This window comes from Streptomyces sp. NPDC006711, from assembly GCF_042869775.1.
In the GTDB taxonomy this organism is placed as follows: domain Bacteria; phylum Actinomycetota; class Actinomycetes; order Streptomycetales; family Streptomycetaceae; genus Streptomyces.
Genome location: NZ_JBIAGO010000013.1, coordinates 1 through 23971 on the forward strand (window position 1 = coordinate 1; position 23971 = coordinate 23971).

General features: G+C 71.7%; 22 protein-coding genes and 1 pseudogene. 13 read left to right on the top strand and 10 right to left on the bottom strand.

The window, feature by feature from the left end; genetic code table 11:
• Positions 1–594: 594 nt before the first annotated feature.
• Positions 595–1359 carry a MerR family transcriptional regulator gene (locus tag ACFYM2_RS23700; protein ID WP_359007186.1) on the top strand — a complete coding sequence of 255 codons (765 nt, stop codon included), beginning with the start codon at positions 595–597 and terminating at the stop codon, positions 1357–1359.
• 222 nt (positions 1360–1581) lie between these two features.
• Here ACFYM2_RS23700 and ACFYM2_RS23705 read toward each other — a convergent pair whose 3' ends face one another.
• Complete coding sequence (locus tag ACFYM2_RS23705) at positions 1582–2670, bottom strand: PP2C family protein-serine/threonine phosphatase (protein ID WP_388456371.1); 1089 nt, start codon at positions 2668–2670, stop codon at positions 1582–1584.
• Positions 2671–2770: 100 nt separating this feature from the next.
• Positions 2771–3943 (bottom strand): Ku protein, encoded by a 1173-nt coding sequence (locus ACFYM2_RS23710; RefSeq protein WP_388838891.1) that lies wholly within the window; start codon positions 3941–3943, stop codon positions 2771–2773.
• 59 nt (positions 3944–4002) lie between these two features.
• Here ACFYM2_RS23710 and ligD point away from each other — a divergent pair, with 59 nt between their 5' ends.
• The gene (gene ligD, locus ACFYM2_RS23715) at positions 4003–4887 is read left to right on the top strand and encodes a non-homologous end-joining DNA ligase (protein ID WP_388838894.1); all 885 of its coding nucleotides are present in this window, start codon (positions 4003–4005) and stop codon (positions 4885–4887) included.
• Positions 4884–5825, top strand: a complete 942-nt coding sequence (locus ACFYM2_RS23720) for a DNA ligase (RefSeq protein ID WP_388838896.1) — start codon at positions 4884–4886, stop codon at positions 5823–5825. The genes ligD and ACFYM2_RS23720 overlap by 4 nt, the downstream gene beginning before the upstream one ends.
• Before the next feature lie 121 nt (positions 5826–5946).
• On the opposite strand, the gene ACFYM2_RS23725 is transcribed toward ACFYM2_RS23720, so the two are convergent.
• Positions 5947–6738: a nuclease-related domain-containing protein gene (locus ACFYM2_RS23725; protein ID WP_388456378.1), complete on the bottom strand. Its 792-nt coding sequence runs from the start codon at positions 6736–6738 to the stop codon at positions 5947–5949.
• A 182-nt stretch (positions 6739–6920) separates the two neighbouring features.
• On the opposite strand from ACFYM2_RS23725, the gene ACFYM2_RS23730 reads away from it, so the two are divergent.
• The 6 genes from ACFYM2_RS23730 to ACFYM2_RS23755 all read left to right on the top strand — a co-directional run bounded on the left by ACFYM2_RS23730 (position 6921) and on the right by ACFYM2_RS23755 (position 12850).
• Positions 6921–7220, top strand: coding sequence for a zinc-ribbon domain-containing protein (locus tag ACFYM2_RS23730; protein ID WP_359007171.1), 300 nt, complete (start codon positions 6921–6923; stop codon positions 7218–7220).
• An 87-nt stretch (positions 7221–7307) separates the two neighbouring features.
• Complete coding sequence (locus tag ACFYM2_RS23735) at positions 7308–8090, top strand: hypothetical protein (RefSeq protein WP_388456380.1); 783 nt, start codon at positions 7308–7310, stop codon at positions 8088–8090.
• Positions 8087–9415, top strand: coding sequence for a HAMP domain-containing sensor histidine kinase (locus ACFYM2_RS23740; RefSeq protein ID WP_359007168.1), 1329 nt, complete (start codon positions 8087–8089; stop codon positions 9413–9415). The genes ACFYM2_RS23735 and ACFYM2_RS23740 overlap by 4 nt, the downstream gene beginning before the upstream one ends.
• Positions 9416–9515: 100 nt before the next feature.
• Positions 9516–9857 (top strand): SH3 domain-containing protein, encoded by a 342-nt coding sequence (locus ACFYM2_RS23745; protein ID WP_388456382.1) that lies wholly within the window; start codon positions 9516–9518, stop codon positions 9855–9857.
• A gap of 147 nt (positions 9858–10004) precedes the next feature.
• Positions 10005–11396, top strand: coding sequence for an FtsW/RodA/SpoVE family cell cycle protein (locus ACFYM2_RS23750; protein WP_388838899.1), 1392 nt, complete (start codon positions 10005–10007; stop codon positions 11394–11396).
• Positions 11393–12850 carry a penicillin-binding transpeptidase domain-containing protein gene (locus tag ACFYM2_RS23755; protein WP_359007162.1) on the top strand — a complete coding sequence of 486 codons (1458 nt, stop codon included), beginning with the start codon at positions 11393–11395 and terminating at the stop codon, positions 12848–12850. Before ACFYM2_RS23750 ends, ACFYM2_RS23755 begins: the two co-directional genes overlap by 4 nt.
• A 12-nt stretch (positions 12851–12862) precedes the next feature.
• Here the strand turns inward: ACFYM2_RS23755 and ACFYM2_RS23760 are convergent.
• Together ACFYM2_RS23760 and ACFYM2_RS23765 are read right to left on the bottom strand one after the other, a co-directional pair.
• Positions 12863–13459: pseudogene (locus tag ACFYM2_RS23760) on the bottom strand (Uma2 family endonuclease).
• A 132-nt stretch (positions 13460–13591) separates the two neighbouring features.
• Positions 13592–14698, bottom strand: a complete 1107-nt coding sequence (locus ACFYM2_RS23765) for a ferritin-like domain-containing protein (protein ID WP_388839087.1) — start codon at positions 14696–14698, stop codon at positions 13592–13594.
• Between the two features lie 190 nt (positions 14699–14888).
• Between ACFYM2_RS23765 and ACFYM2_RS23770 the strand changes: the two genes are divergently transcribed.
• The 4 genes from ACFYM2_RS23770 (at position 14889) to ACFYM2_RS23785 (ending at position 18164) form a co-directional block, all read left to right on the top strand.
• Complete coding sequence (locus tag ACFYM2_RS23770) at positions 14889–15818, top strand: diiron oxygenase (RefSeq protein ID WP_350232637.1); 930 nt, start codon at positions 14889–14891, stop codon at positions 15816–15818.
• 29 nt (positions 15819–15847) lie between these two features.
• Entirely contained in the window at positions 15848–16573 is a 726-nt protein-coding gene (locus ACFYM2_RS23775; protein ID WP_388838902.1) for a TetR/AcrR family transcriptional regulator, read from the top strand.
• A gap of 10 nt (positions 16574–16583) precedes the next feature.
• Positions 16584–16889 (top strand): hypothetical protein, encoded by a 306-nt coding sequence (locus ACFYM2_RS23780; RefSeq protein ID WP_388838905.1) that lies wholly within the window; start codon positions 16584–16586, stop codon positions 16887–16889.
• 105 nt (positions 16890–16994) lie between these two features.
• Positions 16995–18164: an NlpC/P60 family protein gene (locus ACFYM2_RS23785; RefSeq protein WP_388838908.1), complete on the top strand. Its 1170-nt coding sequence runs from the start codon at positions 16995–16997 to the stop codon at positions 18162–18164.
• On the opposite strand, the gene ACFYM2_RS23790 is transcribed toward ACFYM2_RS23785, so the two are convergent.
• The 5 genes from ACFYM2_RS23790 to ACFYM2_RS23810 form a co-directional block, all read right to left on the bottom strand.
• The gene (locus tag ACFYM2_RS23790; protein ID WP_388838911.1) at positions 18161–19402 is read right to left on the bottom strand and encodes a styrene monooxygenase/indole monooxygenase family protein; all 1242 of its coding nucleotides are present in this window, start codon (positions 19400–19402) and stop codon (positions 18161–18163) included. The two genes, ACFYM2_RS23785 and ACFYM2_RS23790, sit on opposite strands and share 4 nt — an antisense overlap.
• A 67-nt stretch (positions 19403–19469) precedes the next feature.
• Positions 19470–20090, bottom strand: coding sequence for an ATP/GTP-binding protein (locus ACFYM2_RS23795; protein ID WP_350232632.1), 621 nt, complete (start codon positions 20088–20090; stop codon positions 19470–19472).
• Positions 20068–20478, bottom strand: coding sequence for a DUF742 domain-containing protein (locus tag ACFYM2_RS23800; RefSeq protein ID WP_359007143.1), 411 nt, complete (start codon positions 20476–20478; stop codon positions 20068–20070). The genes ACFYM2_RS23795 and ACFYM2_RS23800 overlap by 23 nt, the downstream gene beginning before the upstream one ends.
• Complete coding sequence (locus ACFYM2_RS23805) at positions 20475–20981, bottom strand: roadblock/LC7 domain-containing protein (RefSeq protein ID WP_350232630.1); 507 nt, start codon at positions 20979–20981, stop codon at positions 20475–20477. The genes ACFYM2_RS23800 and ACFYM2_RS23805 overlap by 4 nt, the downstream gene beginning before the upstream one ends.
• Positions 20978–23656 (bottom strand): nitrate- and nitrite sensing domain-containing protein, encoded by a 2679-nt coding sequence (locus ACFYM2_RS23810; RefSeq protein WP_388838914.1) that lies wholly within the window; start codon positions 23654–23656, stop codon positions 20978–20980. Before ACFYM2_RS23810 ends, ACFYM2_RS23805 begins: the two co-directional genes overlap by 4 nt.
• Positions 23657–23971 lie beyond the last annotated feature (315 nt).

Genomic DNA, 23971 nt, shown 5'->3' on the forward strand with positions numbered 1-23971 from the left:
TTTGTACTCACCCTCTCGGGCTTTCCTCCGGGCGCTTCCCTTCGGTATTTCGTGTTTCCGACTCTACCAGACTCTTTCGTGTCCGATTTCCTCGGCGCCTTTCAGGTTCTCCCTCGCGGGTTTCCCTTTCCGGCGGCTCCGACTCTATCAGATCCTTTCGGGCCTGATTCCCGGTCGAAATCGGGTTGCCTTCCCGGCTGTTGGGCCGTTCCGACGTCCTGAACTCTAGCGGATCCCCCGGGTGGTTCGTAATCGAGTCTCCGGGCCGACAGGAATAGAATTCGGCATGCCGAATTCACCCCGGTCGGGGATCTTGCTGAGTGGGGGTGCCGCAGGAACCTGCGGCGGATGGTTGGCGCGGAACCGTCCCGGCTGCACGACAACCCGGAGAACATTACACGAGGCGGGGCGTGGTTCCGTACGCCCCTCGCGCTCGGTCTCGTACCCCCGCCGGGACGGACCGGCCCGCCCGCGCGCGGGGTGCCGTCACGGCCCGGTGGCACGGGCGGGGCTCGCGGCTTGCGGTTTCCGTTGCGTCAACTTCTAACGTCGTTCTCGGGCCGGAAACGCCGGCCCGGCGATGGGAGGGCAGTCATGGCCTGGTCGATCGCGGAGGTGGCCCGGATGTCAGGGGTGACGTCCCGGACGCTGCGGCACTACGACGAGATCGGACTGCTGCCGCCCGCCTGGATCGGAAGCAACGGGCACCGCTACTACGAGGAGGCGGATCTGTTGCGGTTGCAGCAGATCCTGCTGATGCGCGAGCTGGGTCTCGGGCTCCGTGAGATCCAGGCGGTCCTGGACAGCCAGGTCGACCGCGTGGCGGTGCTCAGAGAGCACCACCAGCGGTTGCTCGCGGAGAAGGACCGGCTCGCCACCCTGGCGCGCACGGTCGGCCGCACCATCGCCGAACTGGAGAAAGCAGAGGAGAACGACGCCATGACCAAGATCAACCGTCCGGAGAACCTGTTCGAGGGGTTCGAGCCCTCCGCCGAGGAGAACGAGAAGGTCCGTGAGCGGTGGCCGAAGGCGTGGGAGCAGTCCCAGCGGGCGGTCGAGACGATGACGCCCGAGGACACCGAGCGGTGGCAGCGCGAGGTGACGGCCCAGATGATCCGCTTCGCGGAGTTCATGGTGGCCGGCACGCCGGTCGACGACGCCTCGGTCCAGGCCGAGGTGGAGGAGCACTACCGGGGCATCTGCCGGTTCTGGACGCCGAACGCGGTCGCGTACAAGGGGCTGGGCCAGACCTATGTGGACGAGCCTGGGATGCGCGCGAATTACGACAAGATCGCTGATGGTCTCGCCGTCTATCTGCGGGACGCGATGGTCGTCTACGCCGACGCCCGCCTGAGCTGACGGGCCCGTCCGGGTCCGTTCCGACCCGGCCCCTTCCCGCACGCGGGACGGGTGCACGTGCCCGTCACGATGGGCGACTCGCATCACCGGCAGGACCGGCAGGACCGGCAGGGGGCTGCAGACCCCTGTCCGGGCGGTCCCGTCCGGTGGCACCAGAGGGAAATCAGGGCCGTTCGCGCGGCGTCCAGGTCGGCGCCGGTCAGGCCCGCGTCGGCCCAAGTGTCATTCCCGGTGGCGCAGGAGGAGCATCGCGGCGTCGTCGTGCAGAGGGCCCTCGGTGTGCAGGATCAGGTCGCGGCGCAGGGACTCAAGGGCCGATTCGGGGTCCGGGTCCTTGAGGAGGAGGGTGCGGGCGCCCAGGGGGTAGAACGCGCCTGAGCGGTCGCGTGCCTCCGTGACGCCGTCCGTGTAGAGGAGCAGCTGGTCGCCGGGGGCGAAGGGGACCTGGAACGGCTGGGGGCCCTCTCCCGTGCCGAGGCCCAGGCCGAGCGGGAGGGCATACTGGGCGGGTTCGGGGAAGGAGACCTCGCCGTCGGCGCGTACCAGAAGGGGCGGGGGGTGGCCGTAGTTGAGGAACACCGCGCCGTTCGCGGGGTCGAGTTCGGCGATGATCGCGGTGACGAACTTCTCGCCCTCCAGGGCCCGCCCCGCCGCCCGCTCCACCCGCGCGCCCACCCCCTTGAGATCGGGCTCGTCGTGCGCGGCCTCCCGGAACGCGCCGAGCACCACCGCCGCCGTCTCCACCGATTCCAGGCCCTTGCCCTGCACATCGCCGATGATCACCCGGACCCCGCCGGGCGCGGACACCACCTCGTACAGGTCCCCGCCGATCCTCGCCTCCGCGACCGCCGAGGTGTAGGAGACCGCCGCGCGCAGATGGCCCGCGCTGCGCGGCACGGGGCGCAGCAGGACCCGCTGGGCGACCTCGGCGATGGAGCGCATTCCGGCGAGTTCCGCCTCGCGGCGCAGGCGCATCACCGATCCGGCCACGCCGACCGCGGTGACACCGGCGACGGCGGCGAGCGAGGCGTAGCCCCTGCGTTCTTCGAAGAGGCCGCTGTAGACGCCTAGTCCGACCCCGGCCACCAGCGCGATCAGGCCGGCCGCGACGGTACGTCTCCAGCCGCCGGCCAGGCCGGCGAAGGCGGGGCCGAGCGAGACCAGCGGCAGCAGTCCGACCGTGGGGCCCGCTATCAGGTTGGCGACGACCACCAGCGCCATCACCGCATACGGCAGGACCGAGAGCACGGCCGGCTCCGCGCTGCCGCGCCCTGCGCTACGGGTGTGGTCGTCGACGGTTCTTGGCAGCATGACCACACCCCTTTCACACCCTTGGGCATCCATTTCGCCACCTGGGGCGCGCCGCAACCCTTCCGTTACCGAATCGAGGCCGGGCGCCGGGGCGCACGACTCAGGCGCTGGCCCGCTTCTTGGGCGCCGTCTTCTTCGCCGCCGTCTTCTTCGCGGTGGTGGAGGTGGACTTCTTCGCGCCGGTGGATTTCGGGCTCGCGGCGGCGGACTTCTTGGCGGTGGAGGAGCGCCCGCCCGTGGTGCGCTTGTCCGGCTGCGCGGACTTGTCCTGGGCGGAGGACTTCTCCTGGGCGGAGGACTTGGCCTGGCCGGACTTCGACCGGGTGGATTTCGACGCCGTGCTCTTCGCCGCGCCCTCGGCCTTGCCACCCTCCCCCTTCGCGCTCGCGCTCTTCTTCGCGGGTGCCTTGCGCGCGGTGGACTTCCGCGCGTTCAGCTGGGTGACCTCGGCGACCGTCTCGCCCTCGCCCTCCCCGTCGGCCTCGTGCTCCTCGCCGCGCGCGGCCTTCGCGGCCTTGACGCTGTTCTCGAGCGCCGCCATCAGGTCGATGACCTTGCCACCGGGCGCGGCCGGGGCCGTTTCCGTGGCGGGCACCGCGCCATCCGCCTTCGCGGCGATCAGCTCTTCGACGGCCGTGCGGTAGTCGTCGTGCAGGGTCGACATGTCCACTTCGCCGAGCGTGTCCATCAGGGCGTCGGCCAGGTCGAGTTCGGCCTCGCGGACGCTGACATCGGCCTCGGGCGCGGCCTCGTCGGACGCGCGGATCTCGTCCGGCCACAGCAGCCCGTGCATCGCGATCACGTCGTCGACCACGCGCAGCATCCCGAGCCGTTCCCGCCCGCGCAGCGCGTATTTGGCGATGGCGACCTTGCGGCTGCGCTTCAGGGCCTCGCGCAGCAGGGTGTAGGGCTTGGCGGCCGGTACTCCGTTGGCGGAGAGGTAGTACGCGGAGTCCATCTGGAGCGGGTCGATCGAGTCGGCCGCCACGAACGCGACGATCTCGATCGTCTTGGCCGTGGGCAGCGGCAGGGAGGCCAGATCGTTGTCGGTGATCGGGATCATCGACCCGTCGGCGTCCTCGTACGCCTTGCCGATCTCCTCGCCGCTCAGCTCCTCGCCGTCCAGTTCGCACACCTTGCGGTAGCGGACCCGGCCGCCGTCCGCCGTGTGGATCTGGCGGAACGAGATCGAGTGGTTCTCGGTGGCGTTCACGAGCTTGATCGGGATGCTGACCAGGCCGAACGAGATCGCGCCGTTCCAGATGGATCGCACTGTTTCTCCTCTTCGTCCCCGAGGAGTGCGGTTTGGGTGGTTCGTGGGACTCTCATCGTATGACGCCGATCACCGAGGTGGAGGGGCGGCGGATCGCCCTGTCGAACCTGGAGAAGGTCCTGTATCCGGCGACCGGGACCACCAAGGGCGAGCTGCTGCACTACTGCGCGTCGGTCGCGGACCCGCTCCTGGCCCATTTGCGGGGCCGGCCGGTGTCGTTCCTGCGCTTTCCGGACGGGCCCGACGGGCAGCGCTTCTTCACCAAGAATCCCCCGCCCGGCACCCCCTCCTGGGTGAATACCGCGAAAGTGCCGCGCTCGGACGACAAGGCCGCGCGGCAGGTCGTGGTGGCGGATCTGGCGACGCTGATGTGGGCGGCGAACCTGGTGGTGGAGTTCCACACCCCGCAGTGGCGGGCACAGGCCCCGGCCGAGGCGGACCGTCTCGTCCTCGACCTCGACCCGGGGGCGCCCGCGAGCGTGGTCGAGTGCTGCGCGGTGGCGCTCTGGCTGCGGGAGCGGCTTGCGGCGGACGGGCTGCGGGCGTACGCCAAGACCTCGGGGTCCAAGGGGCTGCATCTGCTGGCGGCGCTCGATCCGACGCCCTCGGAGCGGGTGTCGGCGTACGCGAAGGTGCTGACCAGGGAGGCGGAGGCGGCGCTTCCCGACCTGGTCACGCACAAGATGGCCAAGGCGCTGCGGCCCGGCAAGGTGTTTGTCGACTTCAGTCAGAACTCCGCCGCCAAGACGACGGCGACGCCCTACACCGTGCGCGCCAGGGAGCGGCCCTCGGTGTCCGCGCCGGTGTCCTGGGCGGAGGTCGAGGCGTGCGGCGCGCCGGACGATCTGATGTTCCTGATCGGGGACATCGGGCCGCGTCTGGAACGCGACGGCGACCTGCTCGCCCCGCTGATGGCTCCCGGCGGCGCGGGCCGGCTGCCGTGAGCGACGGCCCGGGCCCGCCGGCCGAGCCCGGCCGCATGGATCACGGCGCGCCGGAAGTAGTCCTGCGTCCGCCGGTCGACGTCATGCGTCCCCGGCGCGCGGACGAGATCCCGGCGCAGGGCGGCACGCCCGGCGGGTACCAGTACTCCCTCAAGCTGGACGGATTTCGCGCCCTGGCCTTCGTTCTCGACGGTGGACGGGTCTTCCTCCAGTCCCGCTCCCGCCGGGATCTCGCCGGGGAGTTCCCGGAGATCCGCGCCCATCTGCGGACGTGTCTGCCCCCGGGCACCGTCCTTGACGGTGAACTCTGCGCCTATCGCGAGGGCCGGTTGAGCTTCACCGATCTGCTGAGGTCCCCGGGTGACCGCGCGCAGGCGGGGGTGGCGGTGTCCTACATCGCGTTCGACCTGCTCGCGCTGCCGGGCCGGGACGTCAGGGCGCTGCCGCTGCGGGACCGGTGGGACCTGCTCGGCGCCGCGCTCCAGGACGTGGGGCCGCCGCTTCAGCGGGTGCTGGCGACGCTGGACGAGGAGACGGCCCGGGGCTGGTTCCGCGATCTGCGGCCGGTGGGCGTGGAGGGGATCGTGGCGAAGGCGCTGGACTCGCCCTACCGGCCCGGAGGAACGTGGGCGTGGAAGAAGATCCGGCACGCCGACACCCGGGACGCCGCGCTCCTGGGCGTCTTCGGCCCGGCGGAGCGCCCCCAGGCGCTCCTGGTCCAGCTGCCCGACGAGCGGATCCTGAAGACGTCACCGCGGCTGACCGCCGTGCAGTCCCGCCAGGTCGCCGAGCTGGTGAGCGGGCGCCTCGGCCCGCCGACCGCCGACCCGGACCACGGCCTTGTCCGCATGCTGACCGGCCCTCTCCTCGTGGAGCTCCGCGAGACGGCGGGCCGCCACGGGACGGCCCGGTTCGTCCGCGTACGGTCCGAGGGGTGAAGGCGGCCCCTCACGGGCCGGGCCTGGCGCGCCCCCGGGCCCGACGCCCTGGAGCCAGGCGGGCCCGAGCCAGGCGGGCCCGAGCCAGGCGGGCCCGAGCCCCGGCGGGCCCGGCACCCCTTCAGACGCGTAGCCACGTCCTGCGGTCGCGGGCCAGGGCGTACAGGGATGCCACGTCGGCCGGTTTCAAGACGCCTCCCAGGCGGGCCAGGCCCGGGATGTCGCCGTCCTTCAGGACGGTCACGTCGGGGACCGGGCCGCGCTCGACCCGTTCGGCGCCGACCAGCACGAGGACCGGCCGTACGGCGGCAGCCAGCGCGAGACCGGCGCGTTCGGCCTCGTGCCGGATGCCGCGCAGGAGCGGCGCGGGGGCGGCCCGGCCGACGGCGACCAGCGGGTCCGCGATGCGCACCCGGCGGCCCCGGGTCGGGAGGGAACGCACGGTGAACACTCCGGCCGGGCCCACCAGGAGGTGGTCGATCGTGGCCCCACCGGGCAGCGCGAGCGCGTGCAGGACCCGCCAGCCCGCCCCTTCGAGCCGGTCGAGCGCGGCCCCGGCGAGCTGCTGCGCGGCGAGCGCACGGCGGTGCGGGGCGGTCGTGAAGCGGTGCGCGGGCCCGGCCGGCTCGTGCAGCAGCGTCTCGCCGGGCCGGTTGGGCGCGAGGTCGTCGTCGGGGTGGAGGAAGAGCCGGACCAGGTCGGCCGGGGTGGGCACGGGCGGCGGCCCGACGTGCAGTTCCCCGACGGCGTACGGGCGCAGCGCGGCCAGCACCTCGTCCTCGTGACCGGCGAGCAGCAGCGCCACGCGTCCGGTGTCCCGGTCGTACCAGGCGGCGGCACGCCCGTCCGGGAGGCTGACGTACAGTCGCGCCTGTCCGTGCCGGTGCACCGGTGTGACCCGCAGTCCTGCCATGCCCCATCACCCCACCCCGACCATGGGAACAGCCGTTGCCCGCGAGGGCAATAAGCCGGCTGGGCATCGTGCCCCGACGCCACCGCCACCACGCGAGGTCCGGACGCGATGGACGTGGCGCGGTCATGACCACGACACTGACGCGCGACACGCATCCATGAATACGGGAGGGGAACCACTCAATGATCATCTTCGGCACCCGGGGCTATCTGTACCAGCTCGCGATGCTCACGCTCGTGTGCGGCAACTGCGGCAATCCGGCGGCGCACGCGGTGCGCAAGTACGTCACGAAGTTCACGCTGTTCTTCGTGCCGCTGTTCCCGTTCTCGACGAAGTTCCGCACACAGTGCACGTTCTGCGGTCTCCAGCAGCAGATCACCAAGGAGCAGGCCGAGGGGCTGCTCGCGCAGCCGGTCGCGCCGCAGTCCTACGGCCAGCCGCAGCCGGGCCAGATGCAGGGGCAGAACCCGTACCAGCAGTGAGCCCGTCCCGGCCCTTTGGTGCCGGGGCTACGGCGAAGGCGCGGCGCACGGTGAAATAGCCTGGGGTCACCGCACGACAGGAGCACCTTGACCCGCTACCGCCGCATCGCACTCGTGGCACCCCTGCTGACCGCAGCGGGTGCCCTGATGCTGTCCGGCTGCGGCGGGGCGGGGCACCTCAAGAGCGCGGGCGCGACGCCGACGGCCATCGGCCCCATCCATCTGTGGCCCGATCTGCCGCCCGCGTCCGCGACCCCCAACGACTACGGCGGGACCGACACCGAGCAGGTGCCCGGGATCAAGGTGTCCGGCGGTGACGTGCGCGAGCTGAATCCGGTCGCCGTGGTCCAGGCCGAGGTGAAGGCGCACCCCCACGCCTACAGCGGCAGCGACGGCCTGTACGACGAAACGGTCCGCCAGCTGGGCACCTGCAAGCAGAAGCCGGCCGGCTGCCCGGTGCTCAGGCCCTACTACCGGGACCTGACGGGGGACGGCAAGGACGAGCTGATCCTGGGCATCCGGATGCCGGACCAGGAACTCGCGGTGCGCTGCTACATGCCGGCCGCCGACGGCGGCCTCATCCGCATCATGTCCACCGTCGACCAGATCATCAGCGTGGACCTCGCGGGCCGCGACGTGATCCTGCGGTCGGTGTCGGCGGGCATGCCGGGCTATGAGTACCGCACCGCCTGGTCCTGGGACGACCACCAGCACGCGATGCTCCCCACCCGCGACGAGATCGTGCGCCGCAAGCAGGGCGCCGACACCCCTGGCAAGCACCACGCGCCGCCCGGTGCCGGACAGCCCACCCCGAAGAAGAAGCCGCCGACGGCGAGCCCGCCGGCCGGTCCCACGGCGGACGCACCATGAACCTTCCCCGGATAACGCGTCCGTCCCGGCTGCCGCTGCCCGCCTGGACCGCGACGCTCACCTGGAAGTCGGCGGTGTTCATCACCGTGATGTGCTGCGCGCTGGCGTCGCTGCTCGGCGTCCTGGTGCATGTGTCGGTGACCCGCCAGACCGTGGGCGAGGCCCGCGACAAGGCGCTCTCCCGGCTCGCCGACGTCACCCAGATGTACGAGGCAGGCGAGCAGCTGCCGCCGGGGGCGGGCATCGATCCGCCGGAACTGCCGGGCTCGCTGCGCGCGCTCGCCCTGTCCGGCAGGCGCGGCACCCTCGTCGACGACGACCGGGGCCGCCCCACCATGTGGGCCGCGGGTCCGGCGGACGGCCGGGCGCTCGCCGCGGAGATCGACTACACCCAGAGCGCCCGCACCATCAACGGCCTGGACAAGGCCATCCTCGGCTCGTCGATCCTCGCGATCGGGGCGACCCTGCTCGTCGGCGTCTTCGCGGTCACCCGGATCACCCGGCGGCTGCACCTGACGGCGACCGTGGCGCGCCGGATCGAAGCGGGCGACCTCGACGCCCGGGTCAACGACCCCCGTACCAAGGACCCCTCGCGCCCGCAGGACGAGGTGGCCACCGTCGCGGGCGCGCTCGACACGATGGCCTCCACACTCCAGGGCAAACTCCTCAGCGAGCAGCGTTTCACCGCCGATGTGGCGCACGAGCTGCGCACTCCGCTGACCGGGCTGCACGCGGCGGCCGAGCTGCTGCCCGAGGGGCGCCCCGCCGAGCTGGTGCGCGACCGGGTCAACGCGATGCGCTCGCTCACCGAGGACCTGCTGGAGATCTCCCGCCTGGACGCGGGCAGCGAGACCGTGGACCTGGATCTGCAACAGCTGGCGCCGGTGGTGGAGCGGGTGGTGCGCGCGTCGGCCGCGTCCGGGACGCCCGAGGCGGACACGGTCGTCACGGTGGTGCGGGACGCCTGTGTGGAGACCGACAAGCGGCGTCTTGAACGGGTGATCGGCAACCTGCTCGCCAACGCCCACAAGCACGGCCGGGCGCCGGTCGAGCTGACGGTGCACGGCCCGGTCGTCACGGTGCGCGATCACGGCCGGGGCTATCCGGCGTATCTGCTCGACCACGGCCCCCAGCGCTTCCGCACCGACGCGGGCACCAAGGGGCACGGGCTCGGCCTGACCATCGCGGCGGGGCAGGCGGCGGTGATCGGCGCGACGCTGAGCTTCGGCAACGCGCCGGACGGCGGCGCGGTGGCCAGGCTCGAACTGCGTGAGTACGTCGGCCTGACGGCGCCCGATGCCCACCCGGGTCAGGACTCCGCGTGACGCGTCGTCACGCTTTGCGGTCCCGAAGGAGCGAATTTACTGTGAGGCAAGCGAATTGAGGGTCGCTCACCTGCGGCCCCGCCCCTTCACAGGAGGCACCATGTTCCTGCGCTCACCCCTTGCCGCCCTCGGCCTGTGCGTGGCCACCGGCGCCGTCGCCGTGCTCGCCACGGCGGGCACGGCGGCCGCCGAGGACACCGCGCACCACGAGTACAAAGGCCGTGTCACCGCCAAGTCCGGCCTGATTCTGCGCGATCGGCCCACCCGGGGCAGCAGGATTCTCGGCCGGGCCCCCTACGGCTCGATCGTGCACATCTTCTGCAAGTCCGCCGGCGACCGGGTCGACGGGAACAGCCACTGGTATCTGCTCACCGACGGCACCTGGGCGTGGGGCTCGGCGGCCTACATCGACAACATCGGCCCCGCGCCCCGCTGGTGCTGACCCGCGCGCGCGTCGCGCGGCCGAGGTGGTTAGCGGGAGCGAATCCTGGCGCGACGCCGGACGCTCCCGCCCGGTCACCCATAAGGGCCGCTCGACGCCCAGCGACATACGGGGACATAAGACGCGCATCTTGCTACGTTGCCTGCCATGACCGCACCGTCGGCGGCGGATGCCTGCCCACCCGAGCTCCGTCTCCCCAAGCGGCGGGGCGTCGAACTCTTTCTGCTGGCCGGTGCCGTGCTGGTCGTGGTCATCGGCTATGTCGACGTCGGGCTCGCCAGGCACGGCACGGTGCCGCCCGACGCCGCGCGCTACGGGGCAGGGCTCGGCCTGCTCGCGCTCCTGACCCACCTCGTGGTCCGCTTCCGCGCGCCGTACGCCGACCCGCTGCTGCTGCCCATCGCGGTGCTGCTCAACGGGCTGGGCCTGGTCCTGATCTACCGGCTCGACCTGGGCACCCCGGCCAACCGCGCCGCCCCCGCCCAGCTGGTCTGGTCCACGCTCGGGGTCGTCCTGTTCTTGCTCGTCGTCCTGGTCCTGCGCGACCACCGCGTCCTCCAGCGGTACGCCTACGTCTCGATGGCCGCGGCCCTGGCCCTGATGCTCGTCCCGATCCTCTTTCCGCCCGTCAACGGCGCCAAGATCTGGATCAGGGCAGACGGCTACTCCTTCCAGCCCGCGGAGCTCGCCAAGATCCTGCTCGCCGTCTTCTTCGCCGCCTACCTCGCGGCCAACCGCGACGCGCTCGCCGGCACCGGACGCAGGATCTGGTGGCTGCAACTGCCCACCGGCCGGGTGCTCGGCCCGATCGTGATGATCTGGCTCCTGAGCGTCGGCGTCCTCATCCTGGAACGCGACCTCGGCACCTCGCTGCTGTTCTTCGGCATCTTCGTGATCATGCTGTACGTGGCGACCGGCCGGACCGGGTGGATCGCGGTGGGCCTGCTGCTCGCCTCGGCCGGCGCGGCCGCGGTCGCCCTGTTCGAACCCCATGTGCACGCGCGGGTCACCGACTGGCTCGATCCGTACGCCACCATCGACGCGGGCCTCGGCCCCAGCCAGCTCGCCCAGTCCCTGTTCGCCTTCGCGGCCGGCGGCACCCTGGGCTCCGGGCTCGGCCTCGGCCACTCCCTCCTGATCGGCTTCGCCGCGAAGTCGGACTTCATCCTGGCCACCGCCGGAGAAGAGCTCGGTCTGTCCGGACTCACCGCGATCTTCCTCCTGTACGCCCTGCTCGTGGCCCGTGGCTACCGCGCCGGGCTCTGCCTCCAGGGCCCCTTCGGGCGGCTGCTCGCGAGCGGGCTCGCCTCGATCCTGGCGCTCCAGGTGTTCGTGATCGCGGGCGGCGTGATGGGGCTGATCCCGCTCACCGGCATGGCGATGCCCTTCCTCGCCCAGGGCGGCTCCTCGGTGGTCACCAACTGGATCATCGTGGCGCTGCTCATCCGGATCAGTGACTCCGCGCGGCGCCCGCTGCCCTCGGTCGAACCGGGTGTCATCGCGCGGTCCCGGCCTGCGCTGGAGGAGACCGCCTCGTGATCCGGTACATGCGGCGGGCCGCCGCCTTCTGCTTCGTCCTGCTGGTGGCGCTCCTGCTCAACGCCGCCCGCGTCCAGGTCTTCCAGGCCGACGCGCTCGACTCCAACCCCGCCAACCGCCGCCTGGCCATTGCCCGTTACCACCAGCCGCGCGGCGCGATCGTGGTCGGCGAGGAGAGCGTCACCGGGTCGAAGGACACCGGCCAGCAGCTGCGCTACGAGCGCACGTACAAGAACGGGCCGCTGTACGCGAGCGTCACCGGCTACGCCTCGCAGACGTACGGCACAACACTGGTCGAGAACGCGGAGGACCCCGTCCTCGCGGGCACTTCGCCGCTCCTTTCGGTCTTCCCGCTGTGGAACGACCTGACGGGCAGCCGGCACTCCGGGGGCCGGGCCGTCACCACCATCAAGGCGTCGATGCAGCAGGCCGCGTTCAAGGGCCTGGCCGGCAAGAAGGGCGCGGTGGCCGCGCTCGAACCGGCCACGGGCCGGATCCTCGCGCTGGTCAGCAGTCCGTCCTACGAGCCCGGCGTCCTGTCGGGCACCGGCAGGACGGTGGCGGACGCCTGGAGGCGCCTGACCAGCGACCCCGATCAGCCCATGCTGAACCGCGCGATCCGCGGGACCTATCCGCCCGGATCCGCCTTCAAGATCGTGACAGCGGCGGCGGCGCTGGACGCGGGCGCGGTCACGGATGTCGACGCGCCCACCGACACCCCCGATCCCTATGTGCTGCCCAACACCGCCACCACCCTGCCCAACGAGGCGAGCGGCTGCGGCAACGCCTCCCTCGCGTACGCCGTCAACGTCTCCTGCAACACGGTGATGGCGGGGCTCGGCGTGAAGGTGGGCCTGGCCAAGATGGTGGAGGCGGTGGGGAAGTTCGGCTTCAACGACACGGGGATCAAGATCCCCTCGGGTGTCGCCAAGTCCAACTTCGACACCCGGATGAGCCCCGACCAGCTGGCCCTGTCCTCCATCGGCCAGTTCGACACCACGGCCACCCCGCTCCAGATGGCGATGGTCTCGGCGGCGGTCGCCAACGGCGGCGACCTCAAGTACCCCTATCTGGTGGACCGCAGGACGACCGCGCGCGGCACGACCGTCTCCACGACCCGGCCGCGCACCTACCGCCGCGCGATGAACCCGGCGACCGCGCTGCGGCTCCAGCAGATGATGGTGGACGTGGTGAAGAGCGGCACCGGCACGAGCGCGGCGATCCCGGGGGCGACGGTCGGCGGCAAGACCGGCACCGCGCAGAACGGCATCGGCAACATCGGCAGCCCCTACGCGTGGTTCATCTCCTGGGCCCAGGCCGACGGCACGTTCCGCCCGGCGGTGGCGGTGGCGGTGGTCGTCGAGGACGCGTCGGCCAACCGGGGCGACATCAGCGGCGGGGGCGACGCGGCGCCGATCGCGAAGGCGGTGATGGAGGCGGCGCTGGCGCCGTGACGCCGGGCTCCGTCAGCGGCGGTCCAGCGCGGTCAGGTCGATCTCGATGGGAAACGGGAGGTCGACCTTGAGCTCCTTGTGGAAGATCCCGACCGGGCCGTACGCGTGGGTGGCCGGGTCCAGCTCGTAGACGTACACGACGGGCAGACCGTCGCTCTCCTCGACCCGCCAGAAGTGCGGGATTCCCGCCCGGGCGTATTTGAGGGGCTTGACTTCGCGGTCCCGGTCCACCGATTCGTCGGACACGACCTCGATGGCGAGGAGTACATCCTCCGGCTTGAACCAGGTCTGGTGGGGGCCGGTGTTCGCGTCCACGGGCACGACGAGGACGTCGGGCTCGGGGCGGTTGCGCCGGTCCAACTTGACCGTCATCTCCCGGATCACCTCAAGGTGATCCGGAGCCAGGGCCAGGAGCGCGCTCTCCAAGAGCTACAGCATGCGCGAGTGAAACAGGGTCTGCGGGCTCCTGAAGACGAGACTCCCGTAGATCAACTCCGTGTGCGGAGGGAGGCCCGGAAGCCGGTCCAGATCGTCCGCGGTCCAACCGCCCACGGGCGGCCGGGGCCATCTGTACTCGCCGTCCAACTCGTCCTCGCCCTCGGCGCCCATGACCAATGCCATGCGACGGAGTCTGTCTCGCGCCGTCGGGTCACCCAGCGGCAGTCCGGGAAGCGCAACCCGAACGGGTGTGAACCGGTCGCGCCGTTGACCCGCGCGGCGCGCGACCGGCACCGCCCGCTCTCAGGGCGCCGCCCCCTCCTCGATCGCCCCCGCCACCTCCGCGACCCGCGCCGCCTCCTCCGCGGCGAAGCGCTCCGCGTCCAGTTGTTCGGCGATCTCTTCGTCCTGGGCCATCAGGAGGTCGAGGTTGGAGTCGCCGAGGTCGAAGACGCCCATATCCAGATAGGCCTTCTGGAGGCGTTCGCCCCACAGGCCGATGTCCTTCACGCAGGGCACGATGCGGCTGAAGAGCAGCTTCCTGAACAGGTGCAGGAACTCGCTCTGCTCGGTCAGCTCCTCGGCCTCCTTCTTCGGGATGCCGAAGTTCTCCAGGACCTCCACCCCGCGCAGCCGGTCGCGCATCAGGTAGCAGCCCTCGATGACGAACTCCTCGCGCTCCTTCAGCTCGGCGTCGGAGAGCTGCTTGTAGTAGTCGCGCAGCGCCATCCGGCCGAAGGCGACGTGGCGGGCCTCGTCCTGCATGACGTACGCCAGTATCTGCTTGGGCAGCGGCTTGTCCGTGGTGTCCCGGATCATGCCGAACGCGGCGAGCGCCAGGCCCTCGATGAGGACCTGCATGCCGAGGTAGGGCATGTCCCAGCGGGAGTCGCGCAGGGTGTCGCCGAGCAGCGCCTTGAGGTTGTCGTTGACCGGGTAGAGCATGCCGAGCTTGTCGTGCAGGAAGCGGCCGTAGATCTCGGCGTGCCGGGCCTCGTCCATGGTCTGGGTGGCGGAGTAGAACTTGGCGTCCAGGTCGGGCACCGACTCCACGATGCGGGCGGCGCACACCATGGCGCCCTGCTCGCCGTGGAGGAACTGGCTGAACTGCCAGGAGGTGTAGTGCAGTCGCAGCTCGCCCTTGTCGCGCTCGGTCATCCTGGCCCAGTGCGGGGTGCCGTAGAGGGTCATCGCCTCGTCGGGGGTGCCCAGCGGGTCGTACGGGTCGACCTCAAGGCTCCAGTCGATGCGCTTGGCGCCGTCCCACTGCTTGTCCTTGCCCTTCTGGTAGAGGGCGAGCAGCCGCTCGCGACCGTCGGCGTATTCCCAGCTGAAGCGGGCGGCGCCGGTGGCCGGCACCTGCCAGAGAGGTTCCTGCGGGCCGTTCACATAGAGATCGTGCGTCGACACGTGCGGCTCCTTCGCCTCGCGGACGGCATCGTCCATCGGCTCAACTTCTGCACAGCCCTGTGCAGTTGGCAGGTTCACACGGTGGTAGACGCGGGGTCAACAAGTCGCGCGCAAGGGATTGACGAGCTTGCTGACAAGGAGTCTCATAAGGGGTGACCCCAGGTAACCCAGCCACGAGGTGCCCCTCGCCATGACAACCGTGACCGAAAGCGAAGTGCTCCGCGACGCACTCGGCCTGCTCAGGGACCGCGAACAGGTCGCCGAGCGGCTGCTCGAATCGTCCGCCAAGCACTCCTTCGACCCCGACAAGGAGCTGGACTGGGACGCGCCCCTGGAGGACGGCAAGTGGTTCTGGCCGCCGGAACTGCTCTCCCTCTACGACACCCCGCTCTGGCGCAGGATGTCCGAGGACCAGCGCATGGAGCTGGCCCGCCACGAGGCCGCATCGCTCGCCTCGCTCGGCATCTGGTTCGAGATCATCCTGATGCAGCTCCTCGTCCGGCACATCTACGACAAGTCGGTCACCAGCAACCATGTGCGGTACGCGCTGACCGAGATAGCCGACGAGTGCCGCCACTCGATGATGTTCGCCCGCATGATCAAGAAGGGCGGGGCGCCGACGTATCCGGTGCCGCGGATCTACCACAACCTCGCGCGCGTCCTGAAGACCGTCTCCACCACGCCGGGTTCCTTCGCCGCCACCCTGCTCGGCGAGGAGATCCTGGACTGGATGCAGCGCCTGACCTTCCCGGACGACCGCGTCCAGACCATCGTGCGCGGCGTCACCCGCATCCACGTGGTCGAGGAGGCGCGCCATGTCCGGTACGCCCGCGAGGAGTTGCGACGCCAGATGATCTCCGCGCCGCGCTGGGAACGGGAGTTGACCCGGCTCAGCTGCGGCGAGGCGGCCCGCGTCTTCGCCACCTGCTTCGTCAACCCCAAGGTGTACGAGAACGTCGGGCTCGACCGGCGCGAGGCCGTGGCCCAGGTGAAGGCCAGCGGCCACCGCCGCGAGGTCATGCAGAGCGGCGCGGGCCGTCTCACCGAATTCCTCGACGACATAGGTGTCTTGAACGGGGTGAGCCGCAGGCTCTGGAAGAGCTCGGGACTCCTGGCGTAAAGCCCCCTCGCGGGGATTACGCTGCCGGTATGAGCTCACCCGCCGCCACCCCCGCCTACCGCAGGCTCAGCGTCGAGGAGCGGCGCGCGCAGCTCCTCGGCGCGGCCCTGTCGCTCTTCGCGCACCGGGCGCCGGAGGACGTGTCGCTCGACGACGTGGCCGAGGCGGCCGGGGTGTCGCGGCCGCTGGTCTACCGCTACTTCCCGGGCGGCAAGCAGCAGTTGTACGAGGCGGCGCTGCGCTCGGCCGCCGACGAGCTCGAAATCTGTTTCGCCGAGGCGCCGAGCGGCCCGCTCACCCAGCGGCTCACCCGGGCCCTTGACCGCTACCTCACCTTCGTCGACAGCCACGACGCCGGGTTCTCGGCGCTGTTGCGGGGCGGCAGCATGGCCGAGACCTCCCGCACGACGGCGATCGTGGACGAGGTGCGGCGGGCCGCGGCCGAACAGATCCTGGTCCACCTGGAGGTGGAATGGCCCGGGCCCCGGCTGCGGATGATGGTGCGCACCTGGATAGCGGCGGTGGAGGCGGCCTCGCTGATCTGGCTGGACGAGGGAAAGCAGCCCCCGCTGCCCGAGCTGCGCGGCTGGCTCGTGGACCATCTGGTGGCGCTGCTCACCGCCACGGCGGCCACCGACGGACAGACCGCCGACGCGCTGCGGGCCGCGCTCGTCCATGAGCCCGCCGACGGCGCGGCGGGTGTGCTCGCGCGCCGCGTGGTCCCCGTCGTGAGCGGGGCGGCCCACCTGCTGTGAGACTTGGGGGGTGCGAAGCGAGAACACCCTCTTTGTGGGCGGCCCCCTCGACGGGCGCGTCCTGCCGGTACTGACCGGCCCGACCGGCAAGCCGCCGCAGTGGTACGAGGTGCCCGTGCCCGACCCGGCGGGCGGCCCGGCCACCGTGTACGCCTACCGGCTCGAACCCGCCTCCCACACCAAGCGGCTCGGCCTGCCGCGCGGCTGGAAGTACACCTATGTACCCGAGGGCCGTGAGCCGCGCCGGTGGCCGTGGACGAAGCCGAAGAAGGGCGACGCCGCAAGCCCCCGCACCGGGCTGCCGCCGCACGAGTGAGGCCAATGGCCCGTTCGCCCTTTTCCTGGTGATTGTCACCCCGGCGCGTGCCACGATCCGGTCCGGTGGGGCCGGAAGGACCGGCCCGCGACCGGAGGTGAGGACATGTCAGCTCGCGTGCGCCCGGTGTGCGCGGCGGCCGTCGCCGTGGCCCTGGCGGCGGCGACGATGGCACCGGACGCGGTGGCCGCGCCCCCGCCCGGCGAGTCCGCGTCGGTGCTGCCCGGGCAGCCGCCCGAGAGCTCGGCCTCGGTCCTGCTGACCCAGCTCCAGACGCTGTACCGGCAGGCGGAGGAGGCGACCGAGGCGTACAAGACCACCGACGTCGAGCTCAAGCGCCTGGAGGCCGAGGACAAGAAGCTGGGCGCGTCACTGGCCTCGGCGCGGGCCGCGCTCGCCCGCGAGCGCGGTGCGGCGGGCCGGCTCGCGCGCGAGCAGTACCAGGGGCGGGGCGATCTCTCCGGATATCTGCGGGTGCTGCTGGCCGACGATCCGCAGAGCGCGCTCGACCAGGGCCATGTGCTGGCCCACGCGGCCGGCGAACGCCGGGCGGCGGTGGACCGGCTCACCCGGGGCGAACGGCAGGCCGCCGAACTGGCGCGGGCCTCGCGCCGGGCGCTTGAGGAGCAGCAGGCGCTCGCCCAGCGCCAGCAGCGCGAGAAGGACGACGTCGAACTCCGGCTCAAGGAGGTCGAGAAGCTGCTCGCCGAGCTCTCCCCCGAGCAGCTGGCCGAACTGGCCAGGCTCGAACAGCGCGGCACCGACCGGGCCCAGCGCGACCTGCTCTCCTCGGGCGCCCTGAGCGGCACCCGGGCCCCCTCCTCCGAGGGCGACCGGGCGCTCACCTACGCGGTCGACCAGATCGGCAAGCCGTATGTGTGGGGCGCCGAGGGCCCGGAGTCCTACGACTGCTCCGGGCTCACCTCACAGGCGTGGGCGCACGCGGGCCGCGCGATCCCGCGCACCAGCCAGGAACAGTGGGCCGAGCTGCCGCACATCGCGCTGACCTCGCTGCGCCCGGGCGATCTGGTGGTCTACTTCCCCAAGGCCACCCATGTGGCGATGTACCTGGGCGGCGGCCTCGTGGTGCAGGCCCCGCGCCCCGGCGCCCGGGTCAAGGTCTCCCCCATCGCGGCCAACCCGCTCCTCGGCGCGGTCCGCCCCGACCCCGCCGCCGATCCGCTGGCCCTGTCCGCGTACCACCCCCCGAGGCTCCCCGAGGGGGCGGCGCAGGGGGTGGACACGGGATACTCCTCCGAGGACGAGCCCAACTAGGCCTGGGTGGCGCCCACTTCGGCCAGGTAGGCGTTGGTCTTGTCGGGGTCGAAGAAGAAGTTCTCGAAGTCGGCCGGGTTGTCGAAGCCGTTCGCGAAGCGGTCGGCCACGGGCGGGAGCTGGCCGGCCGCGCCGATCAGGTTCAGGACGTGCTCCGGGGGCACCCCCAGCATGGCGTTGGTCCACTTCGTCACGTGCTGGGCGGTGTCCCAGTACCGCTCGAAGGTGGCCCGCATCCACTCCTCGTCGTACGCCTTGTCGCCGTGCTCGACGATCGAGGCGAGGTAGGAGGCGGCGCACTTGGACGCCGAGTTGGAGCCCTGTCCCGTGATGGGGTCGTTCGCCACGACGACGTCCGCGACACCGAGCACCAGGCCGCCGCCGGGCAGCCGGCCCACGGGGTTGCGGACGGTGGGCGCGTAGCGGCCGGCCAGCGTGCCGCCCGCGTCGGTCAGCTCCACCTTGGTGGCCCGCGCGTACTCCCAGGGCAGGAACTTCTCCATCAGCTCCAGGGTGAGCGCCAGGTGCTCGGCGGGGTCGCGTACGCCGGTGAAGGCGTCGACCGGGCCGCCGGGCACGCCCTCCCAGAACAGGATGTCGGCGCGGCCCGACGTGGTGAGCGTCGGCATGACGAACAGCTCGCCCACGCCCGGCACCAGGTTGCAGCGCACCGCGTCGAACTCGGGGTGCTCGGGGCGCGGCCCGAGGCCGTGCACGTAGGAGACGGCGAGCGCGCGCTGGGGCTCGGTGTAGGGGGAGCGCGAGGCGTCGCGGCCGAACATCGAGACCAGCTCGCCCTTGCCCGCCGAGACCAGGACCAGGTCGTAGGTGCGCGCGAAGAAGTCGAGGTCGGAGACTGCCGCGCCGTGGATGACCAGCTGACCGCCGCGCTGGGCGAAGGTCTCCATCCAGCCGGCCATCTTGACCCGCTGGTCCACCGACTGCGCGAAGCCGTCGAGTTTGCCCACCCAGTCCACGGCGCGCGAGCCGTCGGGGGCCGCGACGGAGACGCCGACGCCCTCGATCCTGGGGGCCTGGGACTCCCAGAAGTTCAGCCCGAGGTCGCGCTCGTGCCGCAACGCGGTGTGGAACATGCACTGCGTGGACATGACCCGGCCGGACCGGATCTCGTCCGCCGTGCGGTTCGACATCAGGGTGACGTCGTACCCCTTTGCCTGGAGCCCGAGGGCCAGCTGAAGGCCGGACTGGCCGGCTCCGACTATGAGTATTCTCCGCATGCGGGACCGTTCTCCGTTATGTGCGTATCTGTACGTGGCGGGCCATGGGGGGTGGGGTCTATTGGGTCTATTCGGGGCAGGCCTCAAGCGCGTGGCCGACCAGGCCGAGCAGCGACTCGATCACCGAGACCCGGTCGCGCGCGTCCATGATCACCACTGGGATGTGCGGTGCCACGGTGAGCGCTTCGCGTACGTCCTCGGGCTCGAAGGCCTCGGTCCCCTCGAAGTGGTTGACGGCCACGATGTAGGGCAGCCCACAGCTCTCGAAGTAGTCGAGCGCGGGGAAGCAGTCCGAAAGGCGCCGGGTGTCGGCGAGCACGACCGCGCCGATCGCGCCGCGCACGATGTCGTCCCACATGAACCAGAACCGCTGCTGGCCCGGCGTGCCGAACACGTACAGGACGAGATCGTCGTCCAGGGTGATGCGGCCGAAGTCCATGGCGACCGTGGTGGTCAGCTTGTCCGGGGTCGCGGTGAGGTCGTCGGTGTCCTCGCTCGCCCGCGTCATCACCGCCTCGGTCTGGAGCGGGGTGATCTCCGAGACGGACGAGACGAAGGTGGTCTTGCCCACGCCGAAGCCACCCGCGACCACGACTTTGGTGGCGATGGGGGCCCGGCTGCGGTCCTGCTGCCAGGGGAGCAACCGCTCATCGGGGAGCAGGAGTTCAGAGGCGGCGGCGGAGTCCACTCAGCACCCTTTCGAGCAGTGCGCGGTCGGGCTGGCCCGGGCCGTGCCCGGTCCCGTACACCCGTATCTTTCCCTGGTCGGCCAGGTCGCTGAGCAGCACCCTGACCACGCCGAGCGGCATTTTGAGGAGCGCGGAGATCTCGGCGACGGTCCGCATCGCGCGGCAGATCTCCACGATGGCCAGCATCTCCGGCATGATCCGGTGCGTGCTGCCGCCGAGCTCCTTGCGCTCCGGGGGCGCCTCGATGGCCGCGACGAACGTCTCGACGAACAGGACATGGCCGAACCGGGTGCGACCACCGGTGAGCGAGTACGGGCGGACGCGGGCGGGCTTCCTGTCCGCGCCGCGTTTGGGCAGCCGCGCGGATTTCTCGGCGGGCGGGGTCACTGGGCGGCCTCCATCGACTGGCGAAGTTCGCTGCGGACTTGGGGGGTCAGGACGTGTCCGGCACGGCCCACGAAGAGCGCCATGTGGTAGGCGACGACGCTCATGTCGCAGTCCGGGGTGGCGTGCACGCCGAGCAGCGATCCGTCGCTGATGGACATGACGAAGACGCTGCCCTCCTCCATCGCGACCATCGTCTGCTTGACGCCGCCGCCGTCCATGAGCCGGGCGGCCCCGACGGTGAGGCTGCCGATGCCGGAGACGATGGTGGCGAGGTCGGCGCTCGATCCGCGCGGGCCCTGCCGGGCCACGGTGACCTGGCGCTGCTCCGGGTCGGACGAGAGCAGCAGCAGACCGTCCGACGAGACGACCGCGACGGAGATGAGCCCTGGCACCTCCTCGACCAGGTTCCCGAGCAGCCACTGCAGATTGCGGGCCTCGGTGCTCGCTCCGATCGTGCCGGTGCCGCTGCCGGGACTGCCGGTCCCGGTGCCGGTCGCACTCATCCGCGTACCTCCTCGACTGTCTCCCCCGTGTCCGTGTCTGCCTGCTGTGATGGGTCTTCGAGTTCCGCCGCCACGTCGCGACGGCCTTCCTTGGCGCCCTGCTGGAAACCGCCGAGCCTGCGCCGCAGCGCCTCGGCCGCGTCGGTGCCGCCTTTTCGCTCCCGCGCCTGGGCGGGCCCGGCCTTGACGACCCGGGGGGTCCGCTTGGGCAGCCCCTTGTCCGTGACGCGCTGCTCGGGCACCTGGGCGGGCTCGGCGGGCTCGTGCACGGGGTCCGGGTTGGGGTGGGGCTCCGCGTCGGGCTCCTGTCGGGGCGCGAGCGGCCGTTGCTCGGGCACGGCGGCCCGTGGCTCGGGCAGGCGCATCTCGAACGTCGGCTCGTCGAGGGGGAGCCGGGGCTCGTCCTCGGCCGGCTCGGCGGGCTCGGGGGACGCGGTCGGCTCGGGGAACGCGGCGGGCTCGGGGAACGCGGTCGGCTCAAGGGGCCCGGCGGGCTCGGTCGTGGTGGGCTTTGCGACCTCCCCGGAGCGTTCCGTGCGCTCCGGCAGGACATTGGAGTTGGCCTCGGCCAGCGCGCCCGGCAGGGTGAAGCGCGGCGCCGCGCCCTCCGTCGCCATCACGTGGGGCGCCTCGGGCGGCGCCTCCGGCAGGATCGCCTTGGGCAGCACCACGACCGCGGCCACGCCGCCCTGCTTCTGCTCCCGCAGCTCTATGCGCACGCCGTGCCGGTGCCCGAGCAGCGCCGAGACATGCAGCCCGAGGCCACCCGCCTCGGTGCCGGGCTCGCCGGGCTCGTAGGACGCGGGGTCCGCGAGCCGGCGGTTCAGCTCGGCGCGCCGCTCCTCCGGCACCCCGATGCCGCAGTCCTGGATCGACAGCATGATGTCGCCGCCCTCCAGCTGCCAGCCCGACAGCTGGACCTGGGACTCCGGCGGCGAGAAGGACGTGGCGTTCTCCAGGAGCTCGGCGACCAGATGGCTCAGGTCGTCGGCGGCGTACCCGGCGACCTGCGCGTAGGGCGGCAGCGCCTGGATGGAGACCCGCTCGTACCGCTCGATCTCGCTGAGCGCGGCCCGCATGACGTCGACCAGCGGAACCGGGCCGGGGTGGTTGTGGTGGTGCTCGATACCGGCCAGGACCAGCAGGTTCTCGCCGTGGCGGCGGATGACCGTGGCCAGGTGGTCGAGTTTGAACAGGACGGCGAGCTGGTCGGGGTCCTGCTCGTGCTCCTCCAGGCCCTCGATCACGGTGAGCTGGCGCTCGATCAGGCCGAGGCTGCGCAGGCCCAGGTTGACGAAGGCGTGCTTCACGGTGCCACGGGCCCGTTCGAGCTCGCCCGTCAACTCCCGTACGCGGTCGAGCAGTTCGGCCTTCTCGGCGGCGAGACGGGCCAGCCGGCCGCGCTGCTTGGCGAGGTCCTGGTCGAGCCCTTCGGCCCGGGTGTGCTGCTCGACGGCCTTGGCGTGCAGCTCGTTGAGGGAGCGCACGACCTGGGCGAACTCGTCGTTGCGCCCGGTGAAGCGCACCGGCTCCTCGCTGGCCGGCGCCTGGGCGAGCCGGGCCGAGCCGCGCCGCACAACGGCGAGCGGGCGGGTCAGGCCGCGGGCGGTGGCGGCGCTGACGGCGATGGCGAGCAGCAGCAGCGCGCCGATCAGGCCGACCCGGAGCTCAAGGGCGCTCACGTCGTCGTCGCGCAGCTGCTCGAACCGCTTGACCTGCGCGGTGGCGAGCGCCGCCTCCGCGCCACGCATCCGGTCGAGCCGGGCGGAGAGCGCGGCGCCCACCGCGTCGGGGTCGGTTTTGCGCTCGGTGGCGCTGAGCTGGGGCTGGTCGGTGAGGCGGGTGAGGTAGCCGTCGGCCGCCTCCACCTCGGGTCCGGTGACGGTCGCGGCGACCTTGTCACGGGCGTCGGCGCCCGCGGCCTGGTCGAAGTCGGCGAGCGCGGACTGCTCGCGTACGTGCGCCTGCTGGGCGGCGGCGCTCAGCGCGTCCCGCGTCCGGGCCGCGTCGCCGTCGTCCTTCTCCTTCTGTACGTACTTGCCGGTGGCCGGGTCGAACGTCTTGGCGGCCGGGCCCGCCGGCACCGACAGCGCCCCGAGCAGCAGCCCCCGGGTGGCCGATGCCTGCTCGACGGCCCGCTCCAGCGCGCCGGGCGCCCGGACGGCGTCGGCCGCGCGCGGGGGCGTACGGTCGGCGAGCTCGTCGGCGACGGCGAGGAGCGGGGCGATGACGCCGGAGTACGCCTTCTGCGCCTCCAGGGCGCCGCCCTTGCCGGTGAGCGCGGTGCGGCGCACGGCGGGCACCGTGGCGAGGTCGCGCGCGAGGCTCGCGGGGGCGGTGGCGCGCAGCTCGTCGATCCGGCGGTCCACCCGGGCGGCGGGTTCCTTGAGCGCCGCGTCCTGGCCGCTGGGCCGGCCGGCCGCGATGTACTGCGTGACGCCGTCCCGCTCGTCGCCAAGCGCGTGGGCGAGGCTGACCGTCTGCTGGTTCAACTGGGCCAGGGTGGCCAGGTGCTGGGAATCGGTGAGGTCCGCGGAGGCCGCGAACAAGGTGGGCGCACCGGCTCCGAGCACGATGAGGGAGACAACGGCGACAGAGACGACCAGGCGGCTCCGCACCCGTGCGGGGCGCTGCGCGCGTGTGCCGTCGTCGCCCCGAGGCCGCTTGTTCTGCACCGGTGCTCTCAACCTTCACTCGTGTTTGCCAGTCCACCAAGGAAGCCAAGGTGACGACTGGTCATGACGAGTAGTCACTGCTCGGCCACCTGAACGAGTGAACATCACTTCGGAGTTGACCATCAACTCTGGGAGCGTGCCCGCTCACGCCCCGATGAGACGTCGGTTGGAAGTTCCGCGCGGGCTTTGGCAGGATGCCCGCCCACAGCTGGGCGGAGTGGTGGATTCCTCCCGAGATGAGCCGGGTTCGCCCGCTGGTACGGGCCAATTGACGGGCCGTCCGGCGCCGCGGACACGTGCGTGGAGGCGTCGTGA

Excerpts from the sequence above, each read along its gene's own strand:
- ACFYM2_RS23700 (WP_359007186.1), top strand. The coding sequence starts at position 595 with ATGGCCTGGTCGATCGCGGAGGTGGCCCGGATGTCAGGGGTGACGTCC.
- ACFYM2_RS23705 (WP_388456371.1), bottom strand. The coding sequence starts at position 2,670 with ATGCTGCCAAGAACCGTCGACGACCACACCCGTAGCGCAGGGCGCGGC.
- ligD (WP_388838894.1), top strand. The coding sequence starts at position 4,003 with ATGACGCCGATCACCGAGGTGGAGGGGCGGCGGATCGCCCTGTCGAAC.
- ACFYM2_RS23725 (WP_388456378.1), bottom strand. The coding sequence starts at position 6,738 with ATGGCAGGACTGCGGGTCACACCGGTGCACCGGCACGGACAGGCGCGA.
- ACFYM2_RS23730 (WP_359007171.1), top strand. The coding sequence starts at position 6,921 with ATGATCATCTTCGGCACCCGGGGCTATCTGTACCAGCTCGCGATGCTC.
- ACFYM2_RS23740 (WP_359007168.1), top strand. The coding sequence starts at position 8,087 with ATGAACCTTCCCCGGATAACGCGTCCGTCCCGGCTGCCGCTGCCCGCC.
- ACFYM2_RS23745 (WP_388456382.1), top strand. The coding sequence starts at position 9,516 with ATGTTCCTGCGCTCACCCCTTGCCGCCCTCGGCCTGTGCGTGGCCACC.
- ACFYM2_RS23750 (WP_388838899.1), top strand. The coding sequence starts at position 10,005 with ATGACCGCACCGTCGGCGGCGGATGCCTGCCCACCCGAGCTCCGTCTC.
- ACFYM2_RS23770 (WP_350232637.1), top strand. The coding sequence starts at position 14,889 with ATGACAACCGTGACCGAAAGCGAAGTGCTCCGCGACGCACTCGGCCTG.
- ACFYM2_RS23775 (WP_388838902.1), top strand. The coding sequence starts at position 15,848 with ATGAGCTCACCCGCCGCCACCCCCGCCTACCGCAGGCTCAGCGTCGAG.
- ACFYM2_RS23785 (WP_388838908.1), top strand. The coding sequence starts at position 16,995 with ATGTCAGCTCGCGTGCGCCCGGTGTGCGCGGCGGCCGTCGCCGTGGCC.
- ACFYM2_RS23790 (WP_388838911.1), bottom strand. The coding sequence starts at position 19,402 with ATGCGGAGAATACTCATAGTCGGAGCCGGCCAGTCCGGCCTTCAGCTG.
- ACFYM2_RS23805 (WP_350232630.1), bottom strand. The coding sequence starts at position 20,981 with ATGAGTGCGACCGGCACCGGGACCGGCAGTCCCGGCAGCGGCACCGGC.